The organism is Fictibacillus sp. Mic-4, from assembly GCF_049843615.1.
Lineage (GTDB): Bacteria > Bacillota > Bacilli > Bacillales > Fictibacillaceae > Fictibacillus_A > Fictibacillus_A gelatini.
The window spans coordinates 1-22,499 of sequence record NZ_JBBHZM010000044.1 but is presented as its reverse complement, the minus strand read 5'-3'; the positions used below and the strand labels follow the sequence as shown (position 1 = coordinate 22,499).

Genomic DNA, 22,499 nt, shown 5'->3' with positions numbered 1-22,499 from the left:
GACTCACCCATTGATGTTCCATTACCCGATTCCGTTTCCGATTCATTTTTAATTCGCATGGTTGTGGTTCCCAGAAGATCGGAGAAATATTTAGTACTGTCGTAATCGTTAGACCCAAGGAAAAGGCGAATATCGCAGTTATCAATGATTTCTTTTCGGCCATTCGCACCCCAGTCTTTTTCCAATTGACTTAAGGATTGAATCGCGATCGTTACAAATATTCCGTAGCTTCGGCAAACTGAAAGCTCTTCATCAAATGAAGAAATTCTACCGATATTCGCAAATTCATCGATAAGAAAACGGACGGAAACAGGTAAACGAATGCTTTCGAATTTTTCAGCTTCCGCCTTCAATTGCGCGAATAACAAGTAAAAGAGCGTGGAAGATAACGGTCGTTTAGTTCGGTCAGCCGAAGGTACCAAAATATATAAAATGGTTTTTTCTTTTCCAATATCTTCAATGCGGAAATCACTGGTACAAGTGAGTTTGCTAATTTCTTCATATGACCATAGGTCAATGGCCGATTTACTTGAACCCCACAAAATAGAGCGTGTTTTTTCATCAAAACTCATAAACTGACGGAACTTCTTTTTGACAATATGCCGTTCGTCAATCGGCTCAAAGAGTTTCCCTATTTCTTCAATCGTGCAATTTAAAATGTTGAATACACTCGTTAAATTTTGTTGTTCTGGTGGTAGAAAATATTTCACATAAAGAATAACGGAGGCGATCAAAATGGCTTCATTCATTTCCCAAAACTTATTTTCTCCCCCCGTCGCTGTAGAGTTATTTAATAACGCCTGCCCGATTCTTAAAGCATCTGTATCATGATTCACATAGTCTAATGGATTAATCCGCATGCCTTGATATGGATTTTTAAAATTTAATACAAGAACCCTATATCCTTGCTTTCGTTTAATATCGGCCGTATCGCGGTATAACTCCCCTTTAGGGTCAGTCACGACAAGTGAATCTCTGGTCGTGTTTAAAATGTTCGGGATAATATAAGACTTCGTTTTTTGGCTCCCTGATTTCCCAAATAGAGCCACGTTTCGGTTTTTAAAGCTTTTCATATGATGGACGACAGGTTTTCCTTTATGCAAACCGACAATCGTTCCTTCATTTTCAAATCCGATAGAGAAATCCATATGATTTTCGATTTCTTCATCTGTTGCGTAGCGTGCCGATCCGTAAGCCGCATAGTCGGAAGCGTCTTCGGCTTTGTGTTTCCGGCCTTGCCATAATTTTTTACCAAATAAAAATAGGAATAAAGCTAAAAACACTAACTGTGCTTTTACAAAGATCGGAGTTTGAAAACTTTCCCTTATGAGGCGTATAGGGTTTAAAAGATAATCGTGAAGAAAACTGATTCGACTGGCTGCAGCCGGATTGTTTAGAACCTTAAGCGACAACGGAACCCCAGTAACTAATAATGCAAACACATAATCTAGAAATAGGGTCATCAATAATGCCACGGACAATGCGAGAATTATTGGTTTCCTTTTCATGTTATCCTCCTCCTATCGTGAACGGTCTATCTGATTTTTGGCCATTTGCCGTCTGTATTCTTCTCGCTGCAGTTCTTGTTCCATATTCCGTTTCAGTTCACTTAACAAAACATCGATATAGTCGTTTCTGGTTTTTTCCTTCTGTTGCCGTTCCCATTCCAAACGGCGCTCCTCTCGTTCCCTCTCTAACTCTTTATCGAGGTCAAATCCTCGAAGCCGGTTCTTTTCTTCTTGAAATAGCTCTTTGAATTTCGCCCGGTCTTCTTCGCTAAAATTGAGGCGCTTTTGTACGCCGTCCCGGTCTTGATAAACGGCTTTGACAACGACATGCACATGAGGATGGGTTTCATGCCAATGCTCGGCGGCAATCCATTCTAGTTTCCTTCCTGTGTCCAGTTCATAATTTTTCATGATATTTCGAATCATTTCCTGATAGTCGCCGCGCTCAAAATGGCTTTTTTCCCACTCCCAACCTGACATTGAAAACAAAAGGGAATGCGAAACAGCGACACTGGAATGCCTCGTTTTCTTATCGTCTAAGTTATCTAAAAAGGCTTTGACATCGGCATTATCCCTTTGAGCGTCAAAGGCTCCGCCTCGATCGGTCGCCAATTCCCTCGAACGAAAAGCGATATATTTCACATGTTCTCGGCTGTCATCTAAACTTTTTCGATAACGATGCGAAACAAAGCCAGCCATTACAATTCATCATCTCGCTTTTTGGCTCTCTCTTTTTTCCGTTGATTGATGTCTTCTCGCGCTAATCGTCTAAAACGCTGCAACATGTCGTCTCCTTCGGAACGGCTGAAACCATCTACCGTTGAAAATCCATCCTGCCGGACTAATTGATGCTGAAAAAAGCTCGTAATCACCTTTTCTATGGTTTTTGTATTTTTTACATACATGGCCGGAATGGAATAGAGATTTGCTTTCACATCCACATCGACATCATTAATCATGGCAGCGACCCGATCAATTTCTTTTCTAATTGTTCGTTTCACCATGTCCTCTAGCCGAGGGGCAAATAAATCTTCGAGCAACATTTCCCCATCTTTTTGAATGTACATTTCCATTAACTGCTCAACGACATGGGAATATTTTTGTTCCTTTTGATCACACAGTTTTTTAAATTCGCTTAAAATTTTTGAATCAATTCGGAACGTGTCCTTTACTTTGACTGCCAAATTTTCCGCCTCCTTCCCTTTGTCTATGACCCTAGTTTAATGGAATTGGTAATAAACTGTAAATAGGACTTAAATCCTGTTTTGCCATACTTCAAATACTTGATATAACTAAATTCAAAACAGTTTGCCATACACTATTAAACTATCTGCCATCTTTTCAGACCTTGCGTAGCAAGGCTTTTACACCGTCTGCCAGACGGTTTTATCTCTGCCCCCCGTAATCAGCTTCGCTGATCGGGGTAGGGGGCGCTTGCTCTCCCCCCATTTGCAGTGCAAAATAGGTGGGAATGCTCCCTTCATTTTTTGAAGATTAATATTCAGAAAGAAAAAGAGTTTTTGAGAATTAATATTCAAAATGAACTTGAGAGTTGAATATCAATATTCAAAAAAAGAGCAATTGAAACCGAATGTTCAACTGCTTGAGCAAGTGAAAAATTGAAGATTAATCTTCAATTTCTTTTTCTTCTTTTTCCATTTTTTGATCACATTCCCCGCATTTAATAAAAATATTATCTTTCGTTGATCGAACGATTAGGCCACACTCGGGACAAACCCATTTAAACGATTTGGGCTTTTTTTCCTCTCCTTCGTTTTCTCCCTCTTCTCTTTCCTTTCCTTCCTCTGGTGAGACGATCACACCGCGGCGGGCGATGGAAAAGGCGCTTTCGTTGATTTTTAGTTTACGGATTTTTTCTTTCGTATCATCCTTTAGTTTCGGATTGTACCAACCGTATTTTGCGTCAGGCTTATCATGTTCAAAATAAAAGCCCCGGCGTTCGGCTTCTTCTTTGAAGCGCTTATTATGATACGTTCCGCCTCTAGATGTATCTTTTACTCCGTTAACGGCGTTGTAAAGGTGAACCATTTCATGAAGCATCGTGTCCATTGTCTCCATGAATTCAACATCGAGAAATTCGGCAGCGATATTCAATTCATATTTGCGGATTTTCCCCTCTTTATCGCTCCAAACCTCTTTAGACGTACACCAACCCATTGCTTTACGTTTTCCACTCGATTGAATGGTGATAGCAGGCTCCGGCAATTCATTATGGAAAAAGGCTTTATTTAACTTTTGAAACGCTTTATGTAGTTCATCAATCGCTATTTGAATGTTTGACATCGTGAATTCCTCCATTATTGAATGATTGCCATAAAGGCAAGTCAGCCCGCCTTAAGGCGGATCATTAAGCAAGTCGGCTTTTGAGTTTGGCCAATAACTGGTTATCTACTCGTTTAGGCTTGTATCCCATCCGATCAATGAGAATGCCTTCAATGACCTTCATCCGCTTGGTATACAGGCGGTATTGTTCCTCCGCAAAGGTTAAGGTATCTTTATCGACTAAAACGTCTTCTGGGGCTTTCTGAACCGTTCTCATGAGGTCATACGCATTTGTGCGTTCTTGGCGGACTAATCGTAGCAAAAGAAGGAGATCATAGGTGTGAAACGTAATCAGTTGGCCAAACGGCAGCTCGCACATGTCAAGGGTGACCATATTTTTGACTTTTGGCCGTATCTGCCGCAACGGCGCACCGCAAAAATCACACTGCACATTCCCTTTATTATCCGAACGGCAATAGGAACAGATCATAATTGAACCTCCTTTAACCCTTGTGTTCTCTGAATCTTCCTACTATTAGTATACCATTTCTACGACCATTTTTGAATATTAATATTCAAAAATTAAGTGGGTTTTAAACATTGTTTTTTTGCTCGCTCGCTGTAAAAATAAAAGTAAAAAGAATGGAGAACAAGCATGCCAAAAATTAATCGAGGAAATACAGGGAGCCTTGAAGTGAGGCTTTCAGCGAAAGCACACGAAAGGCTCGATCAATTGAGGTTCAATTTAAACTTGAGCAAGCCCGCCGGAATCTTGTTTTTACTGCCTTTTTGCATGAAAACAGAGCGAACGGTTGTTGATATGATTAACTTGGAAAACAAATACATATTAGAAAAAAAGTCGATTATGTGCAAAGCGCCGGAATCCCTTATTATTCGCTTAACTTATTTAGCGGAACAGTACGAAATGAGCCGTAATCAAATGCTAGGCTACATCCTTTCCGATCAATTGGAAACGCTGCCCGATGACCATTTTCTTTTACGAAAGCATGGGGAGACAGAAAGCGAAAAAGCGCTGATCTTTTTGAATCGTGACTGTCACGAGAAGCTGCTCACCTACTGCGAGAAGCACTTTATCACGGCCAATGGGTTAATCTCTTACGCGGTTTTAAAGGGAATGAATTACCGTTTTCCTAAATACGAAACGAATGAACAGGAAAAAATCTTTACCTCGCTGCCCCATTATATTGTGCAGCATGTGAAAGAGAAAGCAAACTGGCACAACATCGCCGATTTCTTATACATCGAGCTATGTTTATATGAATTACTGTATCATGATGAGGCCTTTTTGTATCACAGCAGCTTAGGCTAAAGACACTCTTTTATTTGATTGGTCAGTCTATAAGGAGGACAATTATGGAAAAAGCAAAATGGTGCGCCTATTGCGGGCATTTGCATGCTTTAACTAAAACAATTGAACGTCCAAATTCTTATATAAAAAGCTTCGGTAAATATATACATGTATGCCTTTCTTGTATTAAAAAACATAGATTGGAGCATTTACCAGAATACACCCCTTCAGAATTACAAAAATTTGTAGATGGCATGAGAATGAACGCTATTGTTCCGACAATTTTGATGAGTGAAAATGGCGAGGAATATTTAACCTTTCACAATGGACAAGGAACATTACTAAGCACAAAACAAATGGAATTTATTGCAAATGAATTATTAAAAACAATCAAACTAAATGGTTTGGATGAATTTATAGAGGAAGAGAATCAAGACAATTATATGAGTAGGCGTTTTTTAAGTGATCCTGAGAACAAAGATAAGTATCTAGTTCCTTTTGAGGGTTTGAATATCAAAAGAAAAAGGTTCAATATAAATAAAGTCTGGGGATTTACTTGCGGAAACTGTTCCAAGAAAATGTCTAGCAAAGACGGAGGCGATTATTTTACAATCAGCCCCAATTGGCCATTTACTGGGAAAACGGAAAGAGCTTGTTCTGAAGGATGTATTAAAGTCATTGCAAAAGAACGGATAATTGATTGGATTTACTCCAGTTCATTTCAGCGGTATTTCGATTTAGAGAAACTGGACGAAAGATTAATCGAATTCATAAAAGGGGAACGCCAGACATTAAGGAAATTCTAATCCTCGTTTTGCTGGCCCCCTTAAGAGTGCTAGTTACTCGTTTCTTAAACGTTTGTTTAGATGCGCCTCAATGTAATCGGCAATAAACCGATCTTTCTTTTCTAGGTCTTCTTCCTTTCCGAACCATCCGGATTTTTTCTGCCGTTCGGTGGCCGGCTTTTGCCGCCAAAGGTTTTCGGCTTCATCCCGTAGCATGATCTTGGTCACTTGAACTTTCATTTCATCCTCTTCCGAGGATGTTTTTTTCTTGCCCAGGGCGGAGTTGGATTCAACGTAAGTGCGAAAGAGATCGGTTAACTCTTGGATTCGCTCCTCTGCAGCTTTGCGGCGGCGCGCTTCCTCTTCTTTTTCCCTCTCTAACCGTTCAATCATGCTCGCCATCGCTTTTAGCTGCATATCCACTTGATCGAATCGGGCTTGAGCCTGTTTATCTTCTACATGAAGAGGATTTTTAAGCTGCTCTTGGATCTCCGACATGTTTTCTTTTATTTGTATGAACCCGGCGGCGATTTCTTCAAAGGAAGCCTTAATGCTGTCGTTTAACATACGCTCTAAAGCAATTTTCATCATCCGATCAGCTTTCTTTTGCTCCTGATCTTCCTCTTTTTGTTCCAACAATTGGTCTTTCACCAGTTCCGTTCTTACATCATCAAAGGTTACTTTTGTTCCATTTTTTTCACCTTGGTCAAACATTTTTTTGATTTTCTCTATTTTTTTCCATTCGTAGTCTGGAATATAGCGCGAGTTGGAACGTTTATCATATTCAACAAGACCTTTATCACACCATAATCGAAGCCGGGGGACGGTAATGTCATGAAGCTTTGCGACTTCTCCAATAGGGCGCCATTTTCCATTGTCCATTTTTTCACCATCTTCCCTCAATCGTTTTTTACTCTTACTCAATCACATACGATCTGAATTGAAAATAGAATCAATTTAATTATAGCTTGTCTTAACTTATTTTAAATAGATTTTAGGCTTAGTTAAAGATAAATGAGTTTTGATTTTTCAGCAGTTAAATTATGGTATGTGCTAAATTGTCCTATTTTAAAATCCGGCCAAAAACCTATTTAAGAAAGAACGCTAATCAGCCAGTCACCTGCGACAGCAGGTCGGAACGCAGTGGAGAACCCTTTAGGGTTGACGCCCGGCGTGGGTACTGCACCAACACTGGAGAGCCAAAGGCGATGGAGGGCGTTTTTTCCCGACACGCCTTAACGCCAAACGGCGAGTGTGCCCCTCAAAGGTTGAGGGGGTGGGGAGTTTGATTGGACGAGCACTAGTTCGGTACTAGAAAATTATAGTACTTTTCCCGAGCGCCATTGTCCTTTAAAATTTAAACCAAAGTGTTATAATAGAAACGTATGTTCCTGTGTCTGAAATTTAGGAATTTAGTCATGTTCAAAAAAAGGTGGTAGGTCTTTCCTCTTATTTTCCACAAATAACCTTGATAATTGTTTCCATTGAAGCTAAAATGTAATCAGTGGGGTTCATTAGTTATCAATAGAGATCAAAAGGGAGGTGCATTAATGGTTGAAAAATTTGATGAAGAACTATTAACACAATCCGAATTATGTGAATGGTTAAAAATTGGAAAAGCAACAGCTTATCGTTGGCGTCAGGAAGGAATGCCTCATATCGGAAGTGGAAAAGCACTCCGATATCAAAAAAGCGAAGTTATTAAGTGGCTTGAAGAGAGAGGAAAAAAGTAAAAAAAAAGCCCTCCCTTTAGACGACGAAATCTAAAAGAAAGGACGGCTAATTTAATGTCTGAAGAAAATTATATCACAAGTTCCAAAAGAAATATAGAATTTGTAGATCAACCCGATCACATAGAAGTTGAAGATCAAAACGAGGTTAATTTTGTATTTCTGGAACACGCTGTTATTGACTCACTTATTTTTAGTGATATTTATGAAAAAATGGTTTATATCGTTCTGAAGAGATTTGCTAATTTTAACTCTAAAGAAGGGTGGCCAAGTATAAAAAGATTAGCGCAACTCGCCGTATGTAGCGAAAACAAAGTGAGATCATCATTAAAGAAACTTGAAGAGAAAGCACTAATTAAGGTAACCATAAGAAAAACTGGTGACCAAAATCTTTCCAACAAATACACGATCTTAAAAATTACTGAAGAATTAAAGGCAATGAATTATAAAAACCTTGAGGATAAAGAGGAAAAAGGGGTACTTCACCACGTGAAGGGGGGTACTTCACCACGTGAAGGGGGGGTACTTCACCACGTGAAGGGGGGTACTTCACCACGTGAAGCCGAAAGAAAAATAATTAAAGATAAAAATAATAAAAAGAAAAATAATAAAGAATCTATCTATCTTGAACAGATTAAACAAATAGATTTGCCTTTTATCATAAAAAAAACATTAGTTAAAAAGATTGATAGATTGATTCTCTTTAAAATTGATTTGGATGTTGTTTATCTGAATTATGAAGCAGTTAACAGCAGAATATGCGATGGAGAATTCGCTCAAGTTTTAGATACAGTTCTAACCGTTGGTGTGAAGTCTAACTTTAATAACCTGATGCAGACCGCCATTCAACGATACTTAGAAAACCGGGTGCAAAAACAAGCGGTACAGCCACAACCGATGCAACCTAAATCTAGCAAGCTCCCAGACTGGCTCCATGATGAAGAAACGCCGGAATTATCGGCAGAACAACTTAGAGAAGAAGAAGAAAATCAAAAGTGGCTAGAGAATTTATTACAAAATTTCTAAAGCCGCCCCATTCTCCCCATCCATTGGGGGAGGAGATGGGATTCATGTTGTATATAAAATAAATTTATATAAAAACAGGAGGTTATTACCCATGCAAAAATTCAAAAAAGCATTTCAACGCCTTCAAATCATGATGATGACGGTTGCCTTTTGGCTTGTTCCGGCTGTTGCTTTTGCAGCAAGTGCTGATTCACCTGCGGGTATGTTCAAACGGGTTTTAGGTGGAATACAGAGTGTTTTAGATGTGCTCGCGCCGATCATTGGAGGCCTCGCTTTAGCGTGGAAAGCCCTTGAATACTACGGAGCCGGAAATGCTGCCGAAAAAGCTGATATTAAAAAGACCATGCTTGTTTACCTGTTTATTGTTGCTATCGCCTTAACTGCTCCACGCATTATCAATTGGGTTGTTTCTCTTGCTACAGGAGCGTGAGCAGGATGGATGAAAAAGGAAAATATTTCATTCCTCGAAACGTAGAAGCGCGTTTCGAGGTCGTCCAAAACATTCCACTCGTTGATTTAAAATACTTTATCCCTTCTTTGTCGATCATAGCGATTTTAGTTTTTTTCATCCCAATAACTGCACTTACTAAGTTTGTTATCTCGGCTTTTTTACTTGTCATTCCCGCAGCGTTAATCTACATCCGACCATATAAACGGTGGGGCAGGAATAACATTCAACTCAAAATGAAGCCGATTTATATGTTTCGCTATCTTACAAGACAAAAAACGTTTTTTTACAGAAAGAGGGGCTATGATATGTTTTTAAGCAAAGAGGATCGGCAAGCGAAAAAAGAACAGAAACAGCGGCAAAAGAGCCTTCAAGAGTGGATTAATGTCAAAGATATTCACTCGGATATGATCGTTACCCGCGATAATCGCCTAATCAAAATGCTCCAAGTCAATACCGTCAATACGCAATTAATGAGCGATCGAGAGATTAAAGATTTATTTGAACGGTATGAAAACTTCCTCCGTTCGGCCATCAATGAAAACATTCAAATTACCGTAGTCTCGCAGCCAGTCGATCTTTCGGATTATATCAAGCAGCAAGAACGCATGTTGCACCAAACAACGGATGAGCCTAAAAAACGTCTGCTGCGCGCCTACATCGAATATAACCGAGACCTTGAATTATCGGATTCCGTCGTACAGCGAAAACGGTACTTAATTGTTGACGAAAAAATAAAAAATGACAATGTTGAGCGTGCCAAAAAGCATTTAGAAAGCAAGCTTGAAGCGATTGAAAAAGCGTTATCGCTCATGAAATTGCCGTCAACTCGTGTTTCAAACCTTGAATTAATCCATTATTTGCACACGATGTACGACTTTGATGCCTCACAACATCAGCCCATTGAGAGTGAGGATGTTCCGCCTATAATCTCGTATTCAAAGGAGGCTGTTTCCTATGATGAAGTTGCTTCAGCGCGTGAAAAATAAAAAGAAAGCCCCGGAAATTGAAAGTTTTCTAACCAACGATTTTGAAACGATGAACATTTTAGACAAAATCGCCCCTGCGATCTTAGATGAAAAAGAAAACTATATTAAACTTGGCCAAAACTATGTAAGGTGCTTTGCCGTAACGGATTACCCTACCAATGTCGAAGGGAATTGGCTTAGTGAATTGTATCGCTTCAAAGGCAATGTGACGCTTTCTTATCACATTAAGCCGATCAGCAGTCAAGCCGTTGAACAGAAATTCAGTAAATCCGTTGAGGAATTGGAGGTTCGGCTTGAAGATAAAAAAATCTCGCCTATTCGTTTTCGTAAAACCAAAGAGGAATATGAAAGTGCCAATCGCCTGTTAGACCACTTAATCATGGGAAATGGGAACACCATGTTTCATGTTCATCTATACGTCTTATTCCAAGCAAAAAGCTTAGAGGAACTGGAGGACTTGACGAAAGAAATCGAGAAACACTTATATTCCGTTCGGCTTACTGCTAAAATCCCTGAACAAAACATGATTTGTGCTTTCCAATCAGGCTTGCCATTATTGCAAAACGATCTTCCGGAGTTTACCTGGCGGAATATTGATAGTCACGCTTTATCAAGCTATTTCCCTTTTGATGAGGCGGAAATTTTTGAACAAACAGGCATTGTCAAAGGAATTAACGAAGATACCGGCGCCGTTGTTCTCTGTGATCTGTGGAGTAAAAAATCCCATAATGAGGTGATTATTGGGTTTACAGGAACCGGGAAGACGTTTTCGATGAGTTGTGACATGCTGCGCTATTACATGCACGGCTGTAGGATTTATATTATTGACCCTGAACGTGAGTTTAAACGATTGGTGGAAAGTGTCGGAGGGCAATATATCACCCTCTCGCCAACAACCAATACCATTATTAACCCTTTGGAAATCATGCACACAGAAATCAATAACGCAGATGAGGAAGAAGATAAGGAGAATCAAAGCTTTTTGTACAAAAAATTACAACGGCTAAAAACGTTTTTCCGACTAATCAAACCGGATATGACGAATTTAGAAGCTGCTCTTGTAGAACAAGCGTTAATCAAGGTTTATGACGAATTTGGCATCACATGGGATTCTACGTTTGAATCACGGCCGTCTGATCGATTCCCGACATTGGAAAACTTGTATCAAATGATTGAGGAAATGGAAGATGATAGATTAGAAGATTTCAAAGCGATTCTGCATGTGTATGTCTATGGCTCCACTTCCAAAATGTTTAACGGCCATACCAATGTAAATCTCAATAACGACATGATCTGCTTTGACTTAAAGGAATTAGAAGACGATTCCGAGGTGCAGCCTGCGGCCATGTATAACGTCTTAAGTTTCCTCTGGGATGATATAACCAAAACAAAGTCGCTGCCTTACAAGCGTCTATATGTAGACGAAGCGCACGTTTTAGCTGACCCGGATAACCCGAAAGCGATGAAATTCTTATTCAACGTCTATAAACGGATTCGGAAATACAAAGGGGGTGCTACAGTGGCCACGCAGTCCCCTGCGGATTTCCTCTCGGCAACGGATGGAAAACGAAATTATGGTGGTGCGATGATTGGGCAAGCCAATTCTCTATTGATTTTACCACTTAAAGATTTTGACCTTGCCGATCTGGATAAATACCACATTCTTAGCCTTTCGGACAAAGAAAAGACGATTTTGCGAAAGGAAAATCAAGGGGAAGGCATTTATGTGGTTGGCAAAAAGCGCGTTCATATCAAAATCACCAGTACCAAAGAGGAAATGCGTTTAATTGACCCTGAAAAATACAAGAAAACGTACAGAGAAGACCCGCGTATTTCTCCTTATGCGACGGAGGAGAGCATGAGCGATGATTAAAGTCGGATTTATCGCGATTAAAAGTTGGAGACTAATTGTCTATTCGCTTCTTGCTGTCGTCACCATTATTTTCTTTTTCTTTTTTGCAGTTAGCCCGGAAGACTTGCCCGATGACGAAGGAGGGGGCGGCACGGCCGATGTAAGCCCCCTTGTCTTACGGTATGAGCCCATCGTAAGGAAATACGCCAAAAAATATGGGGTAGAAAAGCATGTACCACTGCTGCTTGCGCAAATGCAGCAGGAATCCGGGGGCAGGGGGAACGGGGATCCGTTCCAAGCCTCCGAAAGCCTTTGCGGCCGTATCGGCTGCATTACCGACCCTGAAAAGTCCATCGAGCAAGGTGTAAAATACTTTTCCAAAATGCTTAAGAGCGCGGGCGGTGACTATAAACTCGCCTTACAAGCCTACAATTTTGGGGGCGGATATATTGACTATGCCAAAAAACACGGTGGGCATTCACGGACGGCTGCGATGGCCTTTTCAAATATGATGGCCACAAAAATGGGGTGGGGCAGCTACGGAGACCCTAATTATGTCGATCACGTTTTGCGCTACTTTAAAGCGGACACCGTTGCCGCAGCAGATGTAAAGCCGAATAAGTACGGCTTTATTAAACCACTCAATACACAAGTGACCTCGGGATTTGGCGTAAGGATAGACCCGATTACCGGGCTCCCAGGGGAATTTCACGGAGGAATTGACTTTTCGTGCAACCGTCAGCCACTGGAAATAAGGGCAATAAAAGATGGTGTGGTGACAAGGGAAGGATGGCAAGACCCCGGTAATCCGAAAGTTGGATTTGGTCAGCGCATCTATATTTCCCATGGTGGTTCCATCGAAAGTGTATATGGCCATTTATCAAAAATTCTTGTGAAGAATGGTCAAAAAATCAAACAAGGACAAGTGATCGGCAAATGCGGCACTACAGGAAGCAGTACGGGAATGCACTTGCATTTAGAAATTCATGTGAATGGTCAAAAAGAAAACCCGGCACAATACGTTTTGAGGTGATCGAATGAAAAAATGGGGATGGATAGCGGTGGCTGCAGGAATCGCTCTTGTAGCCTCGATCATTATGAATCTTGTTTTCTATGATTTTTGGCAGCAAGAGAAGGAAAAAGCCGCCGGATACAAAAAGGATTTAACAGAAACGGAAGCGACACTTGAGGCGGTAAAGCAAAATAAAGAGAATTTTGTCTTAAAAGATGGCGAAACTTTCATCAAGGAAATGTTCACCTTTAATTCCAAAAAGCCGTCAGACGCCCATAAACGCCTTTCTAAGCTCATGACGAAAGAAGGGTATGCGAAACTATTCAGGAATAACGAAAACGTCGAAATGGAGCGTTCTACGCTGTCAGAAAAGGGCGTAATTTCGGATGTGAAGATAAAAGACTCGCAATATAACAAATTAACAGCCGATACCGCAAGGGTGAATATCACATTTGAACGATCACTAGGAAGTAATGGGAACATGGAAAAGCAGGTGTACCAAGCCACATTAGCCATGAAGTATCAAAACGGGAAATGGCTTGTGGAAAGCCTGAAACTTAATGAACTAATTTAAGGAGGGTGAAGAAATGAGCATTTTTAATCCGGTTGACAGCTTTAAAGACATGTTGAACGAATTAGCCAAGGAATTCGGAAGGGTAGCAATGAAATGGCTTAAGTTATATGTTGTGAATCCAACAGATTTTTCCCAACATAAGTATTTAAATCAAATGTATGATTGGGTGTTCATCTTCGCTACAACAATCGCAGGTACTCTCCTAGCTTTTAATCTTTTAAAAATTTATTTTGAGGAGATGCAAGGCGGGGCAAGCCGGGGTTCATCGGAGGTTATCTGGCGATCAATTTTAGGGGTGGTTTTTGCTTGTTCAACCCCCTGGATACTAACGGATGTCCTATTAAAAATAAATAATCTATGGGTAAATTTCATCATCGATCAAGGATTAAAGCTGAATGGCAGTCAATTTATGAAATTATTGAATCCAACCCCTGGAGGGAACCTAAGCCTTACGTTAATGGTTTTAATAACCGTTGTTCTTTTTTTAGTTCTCTGTATTCAATATATCATCCGACAGGGTGAGTTGATGTACTTGCTTGTTTTATCTCCGGCGGCGTCGATTACAATGGTCAATGGCGAAATGAACATCTTTCCGGCATGGTGGCGAGAAGCATGTGCAGTAGTGTTTATGCAAGCTTTTCAAGTCACAGGGCTGTGGCTTATCTATAACATGATTGCGGGTGGTAGTGGACTAGCTGATTATATCAAAGCTTGTGGTCTAATATTTGTCTTGTTAAAAGGCCCCGGTTGGCTTCGCCAATTTATTTATTCTACGGGAGCCGGACGGGGGATGGTCAATGCGGCTGGCGGTGTTGGGAAATTCGCAATGTACAAGATGATGACCAAAAAAGCCCTTGGAGGTTAAAAGATGAGTGATGAAAAGAAAAAAATAAAACGACTTTATTTTATTATCGGTGTTTTAGCGATCGCTCTTGTTGGGGCGGTTGCCTTCGTTGTTGGTGAACGTTCTGCTCAAAAAGAAACTCCTACTAAAGAAGTAATTGCAGAAGGAGAGAAGAAACAAGAAACACCTCAAGAAAAAATTAGTGAAAATGATGTGAAAGCAGCCGAAAAAAAGGCACTTCAAGTATATAAATTTTTTAACAAGGGAAAAGAGATCAACAGCAAACAACTAGATAGATTCGTGAAAGCCTTTATGACAGATGACTTTCTAAAAAATTCTTATAAAAAACTAAAGTCTGATTTGGAATTAGATTTTGAATCGGGCACCACTTTAAGGGGATTAACTGGAAGTGAATACATTAATGATCCAACTCAAGGATGGTTAAAAGATATAAAAATAAAGCAATCTTTAATCGATGAAACAACAGGCACCATTAAAGTATTTGCTATAAGTAATGATAATTTTTCACATGAAAAAAGGACATATTGGACGGAATGGATAAAAGAAAAGGGGGAATGGAAGTTATATACAACTGATTTTTTTGAAACGACTGTTCCTCCTAAATCAAAAAAGAAATTCAATCAGGAGGGGTAATATGTCGGGGGTATGGAAAGTTGTTCTTTGCATTGTCGGAGGAATTATTGGATTAATTTTGCTTTATGGTTTTCTTTTGTATTTTCCTCGGGTATTAATGAGCAAGTCCACGAATGGTACCGCAGCCTTTTTGGATTTTAATTGGTGGAAATTTGGAACCATTGTTTATTGTGGCGTCCTCTCCGTCTTATTTTATAAATCAAGATACGTAGGTCTTGGGATCATTGGCCGCATTGGTTCTTGGAGTTATGGAGCGATTGCAGGACTTTGGCTGCTTTGGATGATAGCCGGATGGATATTGCCGCCGGCTGTACAAGGGGTAGCAAAATTCCTTACTGAAAATATAGGCGTGGTTCTTATTTTAGCCTTATTTGCAAGCATGTATTTTAGGGGAGATTATTAGTTGTTGCTGATCGGCGAGCCTTAAGGCTCGTTTTTCGTTTCTTAAAGAAACGATTATAGGGGGTAGAGATGTACATTTATCGGCAGAAAAATCAATGGATGCTACCTTTACCCCTTATAGTCCCAACTGAAAATAAAATGGGAAATCGATATTTTATAGATTTTTTAATTCAGCTAAATAGTTCTTTATCGCAGTTTCCACCATTTCATAAATGGTTTTGTCGTGGGTGGCAGCTTGAATTTTCAACTGCTTAAGCAATTTTTCATCGATATCAAAAGAGGCACGTTTCCTAACAACATTCGTTCTTTCGTTGGAACGTTCGTTAGTTCTTTTCTTGTTTAGTTCTTTCGTTCCAACCTTCGAACCTTCCAACGTTCCAACGTTTGTTCGCTCTTTTGTTGCCGTTGTAGCTATTTCTGCCTTGCCTTGATTTATTTCTTCCGTTCCAACGTTCGAACGTTGGAACGTTGGTTCTAACGTTTGTTCGTTCATTGGTTCTTTAGAACTTTCGTTCTTTCGTTGGTTAGTTGAAACGTTCGCCTTAGCTTTAGTTCGATTAATCCTTTTAGGTGGTGCAAAATCATAAATTGACTGATTTAGTACATTGTCATCACCGTCAAAGAACCAACCTTTTTTACCACTAATCGAATAACAACCGGCTTTTTTTAGTGCTTCCCTGGCGGGTTTCTCTCCCATTTCTAAATGTTCTTTTGCAATGTCGGCCAACTTCATAGTTTGGGTTAACTCCAAAAGTTCCCTGATTTTCATAAAACATATTCTCCTTCCCATTTTCAATTACACCCGTCAAAATTTGATAGAGGCTATTTTAATCATCCGATAAATGTTTTCTATGAAGCATTAAAATATCCTTTTTAAAATATTAGTACGTGAAATTTTTAAGGTTGTAATGGAAAAACCGCCCTTTGACAGGCGGTTTTCCAGGGAGGTACTCTAAATAACCCACGTTAGTAATATTGAAATTACCAAGGCTTCAATGATTAATATAATAACCATTTTTCCCTTGTTGATGTTTTCTTGCTTTAAAATTAATTTTTGTCCTATGTAATTAAATAAGAACAATATTACGAGAGTAAAAACAAATGATAAGATAAAGTCGCTTTTCAAATTATCCCTTCTCCTTTTAAAAAAATTCTATTATGATACTCATTTACTAAATTTTATCACAAAACCTATTGGAATGATTTTGGTAATATGTTATATTCATGAAGTGTAAAATACATATTTAGGAAGGAGTCTATTAATATGAGGAAATTTTTGAAACATATTCCACAAGTCTGTATGGCTCTGGTTGCGTTCGTCTCCATCTTTACTTTTAACGGAAATAGTAAAGCGTTCGCTGAAGAAACTCCTGCTCAACCAGAAGAAACAAATTATTTAACTGACGGAGAAGTTTTAGAATTAAATATTGCACTTGAAAAATTGAGACAGGAAGCAAATGAAAAATTAGCTAATCATGAAGAAAAATTCACAGTGTCCGAGGATGTTAGTTTTTCAGACAAGCCTATTACTTTTTCTTTTGATGCAAATGATTCAAGCTACTCCGGGCAATCTCCTGTATTAATGTCAAAAAATAAATCAATGGTATCACAAGCTAAAGCTGCTACCGGAATAAAATATAAAGCTGAAATTAATAATACAAAGGGCTTTAACTTTTCCCATAAACTTTATGGCACATTCACTGTAAGTAGTGGAAAAATAAAAGGTGCCACTAAACATGTAGATTTAACAGGATGGATGTATGATAAGTCTCATATCACAACTATAGATCAATTGGATCCAAGTGTTTGGGAAGTTGATAGTGTTGGAACTTTTTCAGCATTAAAGTATTTCAAAGAATGGAAGACTCATATTATTGTTAAACTTTTGGGTAGTAAAGATTATCGAATCACAAAATTAAGTCTCACTAGTTAACTTTTATGGGATAGAGAAAAGTTGCCGTCACGGCAACTTTTTTCTTTTGCACGCATCTTAGTTAGGAAAAAGAATACAAACTGATTTCTCCCTGGCATAATCATTCGTTTTTTCATTTATTCCCGAAGATTGGCCAAAATTAAACGTCCGTATTTTAAGATGACATGATGGGTTGTCCATTCAATCGAGTTTCATCTTAAAATAGAGCGTTTCTCTGCACGTTAAATTTAATAGAATCGCGGAATTTCAACATAAATTTTCCATTAAAAATGATAAAATAAAAAAGCAATAGATTCGGCTTTTCTCAAGGGCAGGGGTCGGCTCCACTCTCCTTTTTGATCCGAAAGGAGGTGAAGCCTATGACGGTAGCAGAGGCAATTTCCATCATGATTAGTTTTGCCACTTTAGTTGTCGCTATACTGTCGTTTCACCAAAAGAAATAGACTGCCCTTGAGACCTACGAAAACTCTTTAAGGCAGTCTATCAGCACAAGCCGATTCCCACCGAGGGAAACCGTCTATTGCATGACCGTAGGGTTGTCCCCCCTGCGGTCATTTTCATGTTATTCATTTTGCCGAATTCTTATGTCCATTATACAATAAATTCAAAAAATCTTGTACCATTTCTGATACAGGTGAAAAATTCCGAAAATTTAAGAAAAGGTTGCATTCTATTACAAAATATGTTTATAATAAATACAACAATACTGATTTTGCTTAATAACCTACGGGTTTGCGAGTATAATTTAAGGGTTATTATTAGCTAAGGCTTTGTAACCAATCAATAGTGAACCAAGGAGGTTAGGTACGCCTGACCTCCTTTTATTATATTCACCGGAGGAAAAATATGGAAAGAGTAATGATTTTTATTGATGCTAATAATTTTTATCACGCTTGCAAGCATTACTTAAATCAGCCACCAAAATATGACTTTGAAAAGTTGTGTAACTTTATTGTTAATAAACGTCCTAATCGCCATTTATTGCGTACATACTTTTATACAGTAAACGAACCGGTACAAAATGGGATTATAGGATATCTAAAAACTGTACCACGGACAACAGTAAAAATGGGAACCCTTTTAAAAAATAAAATTCCTCAGGTGGTGTTTGACCCTAGCAATCCAAAAACATACGTAGCAACGGAAAAAGGAACCGATGTTAATTTAACAACAGATTTATTAATTGGCGCTTACATGAATAGCTACGATACAGCCATAATTATTAGCGGAGACACAGACTATATGACTCCTATTGAAGAAGTGAAAAAAATAGGCAAGATAGTAGAGGTAGTCATAACAAAAGGTCAGAGTACAGATTTAAAAAAAGTTGCTGATGAATATTTCGAGTTAGATGAAAAAGCATTCGAAGAAATCTGGCGTGGTGAATATATATCAAAGAAAACGAAAACACCTTCTCAAGTTGGTTCTACCACTTGATCATTTAGAATTAATTGATATTCAATAACACCAACGAAAGTGAATCGTAACAAACCTAAAAAGTGTATATGATATACATTCTCAGTTGACATAATGCTAATTTTGGGAAGTAATGAAATTTTAAAAATCCAGCTCTATCAAGGGTTTTAACAATTGATTGTTTTACCCGTTTATGCAAGATTCTATACATCATTGATAAATCAAGGGTTTGGCCGTTTTTAAAAAATGGCCAAACCCTTTAGTTTTGTATAAAAAAATGCATAAAACGTGTTTGAAGAAATACTAGATTTTAAGGTAAATTATTGTTGAGTTTCAAAGACCAAGTATCACTTGTATCCTTTAAAGTACAGCTTGAGGTTACACCAATAGCATGTCCAGCAGATAAAGCTACATAATCAAAAGATACTGAATAATCAAAGGTTGAGCCACTAGGATAGTGTGTTGACGTTTGGGTTCCTGCTGGCCAGCCAGTGGTTCCTAAAATAACCTTTTTGCTGGAAATATAAACTTGGGGATCGGAATTCGTCCATCCACCTTTTCCTCTAGTTACTTTAGCGTAAGTAAGCCCATCACTCTTTACCGTTTGCGTATAATACATCGTACTATAAGCTTTAACACTATAAGATGGATCCCATTTTGATCCATTTTGGCTACCAGAAATAGATTCTATTCCAACATCAGCAAAGCTTGTAACTGCAATATTTCGGACTTCTGTGTCTCCTACCTTTTCTACTTTTAAAATTTGAGCCGTTTCGTATTGATCTATATCAGTATTTTTTGCTTTTGCAGATTTATTCTCAGGAGTAAGTTTCCATTTAGCCCTATTATGTAACGGATCTAAAACGGAAATATCGGAAACACCATTAACTGCTTTTTTGTATAGCTTGTTTATGTCCTTTTCCTCTTTTGCCTGATAAATTACTCTTGGAGTTTCTTTGTTACTTTTAATTTCATGGTCATTCGAGGCTGCATTCGCGGGAGCAGCGGCCAATAAACAAAATAATGAAAGTGAAGTCAAAGATGTCAATGCTTTTTTCATAAAAACCCCTCTTTTCCTTCATTTGGATTTTTGTTACAACTTAAGATTAGAACAAATTTTTTGAAATTTCAACAATATTTTTCCAAAACTTTTCGACATGGAAATTATAATGGAACTAATCTATCAAAAAAAAGGAGGCCAAAAAAGGCCTCTTCTTTGCTTTCTGATACTATTTGAAATAATTGTATAATAGAGAACCGACTACGATAAGAACTAATATTAATAACATAAATCCTGGTTTCCCTAAAAATGCTCGATCAAAAGTATCCTGTTGATCTTGATTGTCATGTTTGTCATTTTTCATAATTTTTTTCCCCCGTATTTCAGTTTTGAAAGCCCCAAGAACTAGAAGTTTATTTATATTTCTCCAAAAAGAATTAAATACCTTTATTAGTGGATTAAGACTTAAAACTGAACAATAAGGGTGATTTCCTCCGGCTTTTCGGGTGACCATTTGATGTATTCTTTGTTAGCCAATGATTTAAGAACTTCAAAAATCCCCCCAGGTTCACGGCCAGTCCATAGGCATAGCTCCGCAATAGAAGGGGTTTTTTGATAAAAGGAACAATTGACTAGGATTCGCTGAATTTTGCGTTCAATATCGGGAAGTGGATCGCTTTCAAAAATCATGGTCATCACCTCCATTAAAAAAGAGCCACCTAAAAGGGGAAAGGTGGCATACAAAAAGGGGATCAATTTCTAGAACAAGTGTTCCCTTTTATGGTATTTGATTTCGAATTAATTGTCAATATCTCGCCTTTTACTTGAACCAGGAATACGATCACCGTCAATCACGTTTTCAATCTCACTAAAGCTAAAATACTCTTCTTGCGTTTTGTTATCGTCAAGCACGCACCAAAATCCATTATTATCAATATCAGTTATTGTACCATGATAATAAAGGTCTGCCCCTTTTTCATTTTCATATAACCATCGGACAACAACCGTAACATAATCACCTTTTTTATATGGAAAATCACGTTGGACATTATCTTTAAAAGAAACTTTCATATGTCCTCTCACCTCTTTTTCAAATTCTTTATTCGTTTCTTGATAGCATCCATTTTCTTTTTCTTCTTATCCTTAGATAATTTCTTGTCTGAATCCACTTTTTTCAAATAGGCTTCCTGAACTTTAATTTGGAGAGGAACATCTTTAATATCCGTAGCGACTTTCCATGCAGTTTCGATGTCTCCTTTTTCTAAGTAGCTTTCCCCTACTAATTTTTTCGCTCTTTGATCGTTTACTCCTTTGGCCAAATCTATAGCCTTATTATAATCCTTTTGCTTAAAGGCTTGCTCGATATCGGAGATTTTCTTTTCAAGCTGTTTTTTAGCGACATCATCTTTTAATGCCGGATTGAGTTTAGCGGCCGTCTCCCAGGCCTCCGGATTGTCTAACAAAAAATACTGATGGGAAAGGATTTCCTTATCATCCTTAGTTAAACCATGAACGGATTCGAATTTTTTAATGGCCTCTTGCGGCTTATGAGCAGCGGCCAACCGATAACCCTCGAGTAACATTTCTTGCTGCTGCTGTTTCTTTTTACTTTCTTTTAGATCGGCTTGGAGCCCTGACTTTATAGGCTGCACCTCGACAAGGTGAGTTCCAATTCCTCCGGTAGCTGCGCCGATCATGATAGCGAAAAGAGCAGCAGCACCCGGCATTTTAATGCCTTTCCCTTTCTTTTCTTGTTTCGCTAAAACCCGTTGTTGCTCCTGTTCGCGAAAATGGGCGATGGCCTGCTGAAGCCCCTCTATCGATTGAGCCTTAATGATCGATTGCACGATTTCATCTTTTACGGATGCAAACGGCTCAAAGCCTTGATTTTTAATTTCGTTATAGTCTTTTTTGGTAAAGAGGGAAAGGATGAGAGCTTGCAACTGGAACATTAAAGGGATAGCTTTAAAGCCGTTGGCCGGCATAACGTCTTTAATTGCTTTATACATGAATTTAACCTTACCGACACCTGAATAAAAAATATTATTCGGATGAATAATGGTCGTCAATTCATCCTCTAAATGGCGGATTTCGAGGATATCCTCCGAAATCATTAATTTTAACAGGAAATCCCCTTTTCTCTTTAAGAGATTAAAAGGGTGGTAGCCTTCCGGCACCTCATAAACAATCTTTAAATAATGGTCGTCCTGCCGGAGATCGGTGACAGGCAGAAACATGGAATGTTCCTGCCTTAAAACCCGTAATTCGTCAAGGCTTTCTATCCGTACTTTTTGCCTTGGAATATCATAGATCACTTGGTTTCCGTTAACTGTTAGCGTGCCATCACCGAACATTTGAGGTTTCATCATAAACACTCCTTTATATAGAATTTTTTTATATAAATTAATCCCAGTACGGCAGCGCTTCTTCGTTTTCTTGTCTTTTCTCCTTATTCTCTTCTTGTGGCTCTTCCTGTTGCTGTGATTCCTCTTTTTCAAGAAGGGCTAAAGCCTCTTGTGGGATAAACTCGCTGTAGTCATCATCTTCTCGTTGAAACTCAAAAATATTAGACAATGACGCGCTTTCCATTAAGGCTTTAATTTCAGGGATATGGGTATAGTACGCCTTTTTAAGTTTTAATGGATGGGAGCCAGGAACAAAGACAATGAGTGTATCATCGGCTTTTCGGTTTAATTCATCCGGCGTTTCTAGGTTCCGCTGAATATACGAATAC

General features: G+C 38.7%; 27 protein-coding genes. 15 read left to right on the top strand and 12 right to left on the bottom strand.

The annotated features are described in order from the left end of the window. From WD019_RS19195 to WD019_RS19175, 5 genes are all read right to left on the bottom strand, one after another. Positions 1–1,508: VirD4-like conjugal transfer protein, CD1115 family (locus WD019_RS19195; protein WP_425712511.1), on the bottom strand; the 1,508-nt coding region annotated here is incomplete at its 3' end. A gap of 12 nt (positions 1,509–1,520) precedes the next feature. Then, complete coding sequence (locus WD019_RS19190) at positions 1,521–2,207, bottom strand: hypothetical protein (RefSeq protein WP_026678545.1); 687 nt, start codon at positions 2,205–2,207, stop codon at positions 1,521–1,523. Continuing rightward, on the bottom strand, positions 2,207–2,692 hold the full coding sequence (locus WD019_RS19185) for a hypothetical protein (RefSeq protein WP_026678544.1): 486 nt from the start codon (positions 2,690–2,692) through the stop codon (positions 2,207–2,209). Before WD019_RS19185 ends, WD019_RS19190 begins: the two co-directional genes overlap by 1 nt. Positions 2,693–3,134: 442 nt before the next feature. Beyond that, entirely contained in the window at positions 3,135–3,812 is a 678-nt protein-coding gene (locus tag WD019_RS19180) for a SprT-like domain-containing protein (RefSeq protein WP_425712510.1), read from the bottom strand. Positions 3,813–3,876: 64 nt separating this feature from the next. Next, on the bottom strand, positions 3,877–4,281 hold the full coding sequence (locus WD019_RS19175) for a hypothetical protein (RefSeq protein WP_425712509.1): 405 nt from the start codon (positions 4,279–4,281) through the stop codon (positions 3,877–3,879). Positions 4,282–4,446: 165 nt separating this feature from the next. Between WD019_RS19175 and WD019_RS19170 the strand changes: the two genes are divergently transcribed. Together WD019_RS19170 and WD019_RS19165 are read left to right on the top strand one after the other, a co-directional pair. Then, on the top strand, positions 4,447–5,121 hold the full coding sequence (locus tag WD019_RS19170; RefSeq protein WP_026678541.1) for a hypothetical protein: 675 nt from the start codon (positions 4,447–4,449) through the stop codon (positions 5,119–5,121). 44 nt (positions 5,122–5,165) lie between these two features. Continuing rightward, complete coding sequence (locus tag WD019_RS19165; RefSeq protein WP_026678540.1) at positions 5,166–5,906, top strand: hypothetical protein; 741 nt, start codon at positions 5,166–5,168, stop codon at positions 5,904–5,906. A 33-nt stretch (positions 5,907–5,939) separates the two neighbouring features. Here the strand turns inward: WD019_RS19165 and WD019_RS19160 are convergent, their stop codons facing one another. Beyond that, positions 5,940–6,767, bottom strand: coding sequence for a MerR family transcriptional regulator (locus tag WD019_RS19160; protein ID WP_211235573.1), 828 nt, complete (start codon positions 6,765–6,767; stop codon positions 5,940–5,942). Between the two features lie 668 nt (positions 6,768–7,435). On the opposite strand from WD019_RS19160, the gene WD019_RS19155 reads away from it, so the two are divergent. The 10 genes from WD019_RS19155 (at position 7,436) to WD019_RS19110 (ending at position 15,417) form a co-directional block, all read left to right on the top strand. Then, positions 7,436–7,618 (top strand): helix-turn-helix domain-containing protein, encoded by a 183-nt coding sequence (locus WD019_RS19155; RefSeq protein ID WP_026678538.1) that lies wholly within the window; start codon positions 7,436–7,438, stop codon positions 7,616–7,618. Between the two features lie 54 nt (positions 7,619–7,672). After that, positions 7,673–8,641 carry a helix-turn-helix domain-containing protein gene (locus tag WD019_RS19150; protein WP_425712508.1) on the top strand — a complete coding sequence of 323 codons (969 nt, stop codon included), beginning with the start codon at positions 7,673–7,675 and terminating at the stop codon, positions 8,639–8,641. Between the two features lie 91 nt (positions 8,642–8,732). Further along, complete coding sequence (locus tag WD019_RS19145) at positions 8,733–9,071, top strand: hypothetical protein (protein WP_026678754.1); 339 nt, start codon at positions 8,733–8,735, stop codon at positions 9,069–9,071. Positions 9,072–9,076: 5 nt separating this feature from the next. Next, complete coding sequence (locus tag WD019_RS19140; protein WP_026678755.1) at positions 9,077–10,078, top strand: hypothetical protein; 1,002 nt, start codon at positions 9,077–9,079, stop codon at positions 10,076–10,078. Then, the gene (locus WD019_RS19135; protein ID WP_035351460.1) at positions 10,047–11,951 is read left to right on the top strand and encodes a VirB4 family type IV secretion system protein; all 1,905 of its coding nucleotides are present in this window, start codon (positions 10,047–10,049) and stop codon (positions 11,949–11,951) included. Before WD019_RS19140 ends, WD019_RS19135 begins: the two co-directional genes overlap by 32 nt. After that, positions 11,944–12,963 (top strand): lysozyme family protein, encoded by a 1,020-nt coding sequence (locus tag WD019_RS19130; RefSeq protein WP_051291549.1) that lies wholly within the window; start codon positions 11,944–11,946, stop codon positions 12,961–12,963. The genes WD019_RS19135 and WD019_RS19130 overlap by 8 nt, the downstream gene beginning before the upstream one ends. A gap of 4 nt (positions 12,964–12,967) precedes the next feature. After that, complete coding sequence (locus tag WD019_RS19125) at positions 12,968–13,516, top strand: hypothetical protein (protein ID WP_026678757.1); 549 nt, start codon at positions 12,968–12,970, stop codon at positions 13,514–13,516. A gap of 13 nt (positions 13,517–13,529) precedes the next feature. Then, positions 13,530–14,381 (top strand): conjugal transfer protein TrbL family protein, encoded by an 852-nt coding sequence (locus tag WD019_RS19120; RefSeq protein WP_051291528.1) that lies wholly within the window; start codon positions 13,530–13,532, stop codon positions 14,379–14,381. A 3-nt stretch (positions 14,382–14,384) separates the two neighbouring features. After that, the gene (locus WD019_RS19115; protein WP_026678553.1) at positions 14,385–15,014 is read left to right on the top strand and encodes a hypothetical protein; all 630 of its coding nucleotides are present in this window, start codon (positions 14,385–14,387) and stop codon (positions 15,012–15,014) included. A gap of 1 nt (position 15,015) precedes the next feature. Next, positions 15,016–15,417: a hypothetical protein gene (locus tag WD019_RS19110; RefSeq protein ID WP_026678552.1), complete on the top strand. Its 402-nt coding sequence runs from the start codon at positions 15,016–15,018 to the stop codon at positions 15,415–15,417. Between the two features lie 153 nt (positions 15,418–15,570). Here the strand turns inward: WD019_RS19110 and WD019_RS19105 are convergent, their stop codons facing one another. After that, positions 15,571–16,185, bottom strand: coding sequence for a hypothetical protein (locus WD019_RS19105; protein WP_051291527.1), 615 nt, complete (start codon positions 16,183–16,185; stop codon positions 15,571–15,573). Between the two features lie 495 nt (positions 16,186–16,680). On the opposite strand from WD019_RS19105, the gene WD019_RS19100 reads away from it, so the two are divergent. From WD019_RS19100 to WD019_RS19090, 3 genes are all read left to right on the top strand, one after another. After that, positions 16,681–17,349, top strand: a complete 669-nt coding sequence (locus WD019_RS19100) for a hypothetical protein (RefSeq protein WP_051291525.1) — start codon at positions 16,681–16,683, stop codon at positions 17,347–17,349. A gap of 359 nt (positions 17,350–17,708) precedes the next feature. Then, complete coding sequence (locus tag WD019_RS19095) at positions 17,709–17,792, top strand: putative holin-like toxin (protein WP_281172198.1); 84 nt, start codon at positions 17,709–17,711, stop codon at positions 17,790–17,792. 403 nt (positions 17,793–18,195) lie between these two features. Beyond that, entirely contained in the window at positions 18,196–18,786 is a 591-nt protein-coding gene (locus tag WD019_RS19090) for an NYN domain-containing protein (RefSeq protein ID WP_026678550.1), read from the top strand. Between the two features lie 289 nt (positions 18,787–19,075). On the opposite strand, the gene WD019_RS19085 is transcribed toward WD019_RS19090, so the two are convergent. From WD019_RS19085 to WD019_RS19065, 5 genes are all read right to left on the bottom strand, one after another. Beyond that, positions 19,076–19,825 (bottom strand): hypothetical protein, encoded by a 750-nt coding sequence (locus WD019_RS19085; RefSeq protein ID WP_026678549.1) that lies wholly within the window; start codon positions 19,823–19,825, stop codon positions 19,076–19,078. 405 nt (positions 19,826–20,230) lie between these two features. Next, complete coding sequence (locus tag WD019_RS19080; RefSeq protein WP_035351232.1) at positions 20,231–20,455, bottom strand: hypothetical protein; 225 nt, start codon at positions 20,453–20,455, stop codon at positions 20,231–20,233. A 108-nt stretch (positions 20,456–20,563) separates the two neighbouring features. Beyond that, positions 20,564–20,836, bottom strand: a complete 273-nt coding sequence (locus WD019_RS19075) for a hypothetical protein (protein WP_026678548.1) — start codon at positions 20,834–20,836, stop codon at positions 20,564–20,566. An 8-nt stretch (positions 20,837–20,844) separates the two neighbouring features. Next, entirely contained in the window at positions 20,845–22,134 is a 1,290-nt protein-coding gene (locus tag WD019_RS19070) for a type VII secretion protein EssB/YukC (protein WP_081412692.1), read from the bottom strand. Positions 22,135–22,168: 34 nt separating this feature from the next. Beyond that, on the bottom strand, positions 22,169–22,499 hold a 331-nt coding region (locus WD019_RS19065; RefSeq protein WP_425712507.1), incomplete at its 5' end, for a type IV secretory system conjugative DNA transfer family protein.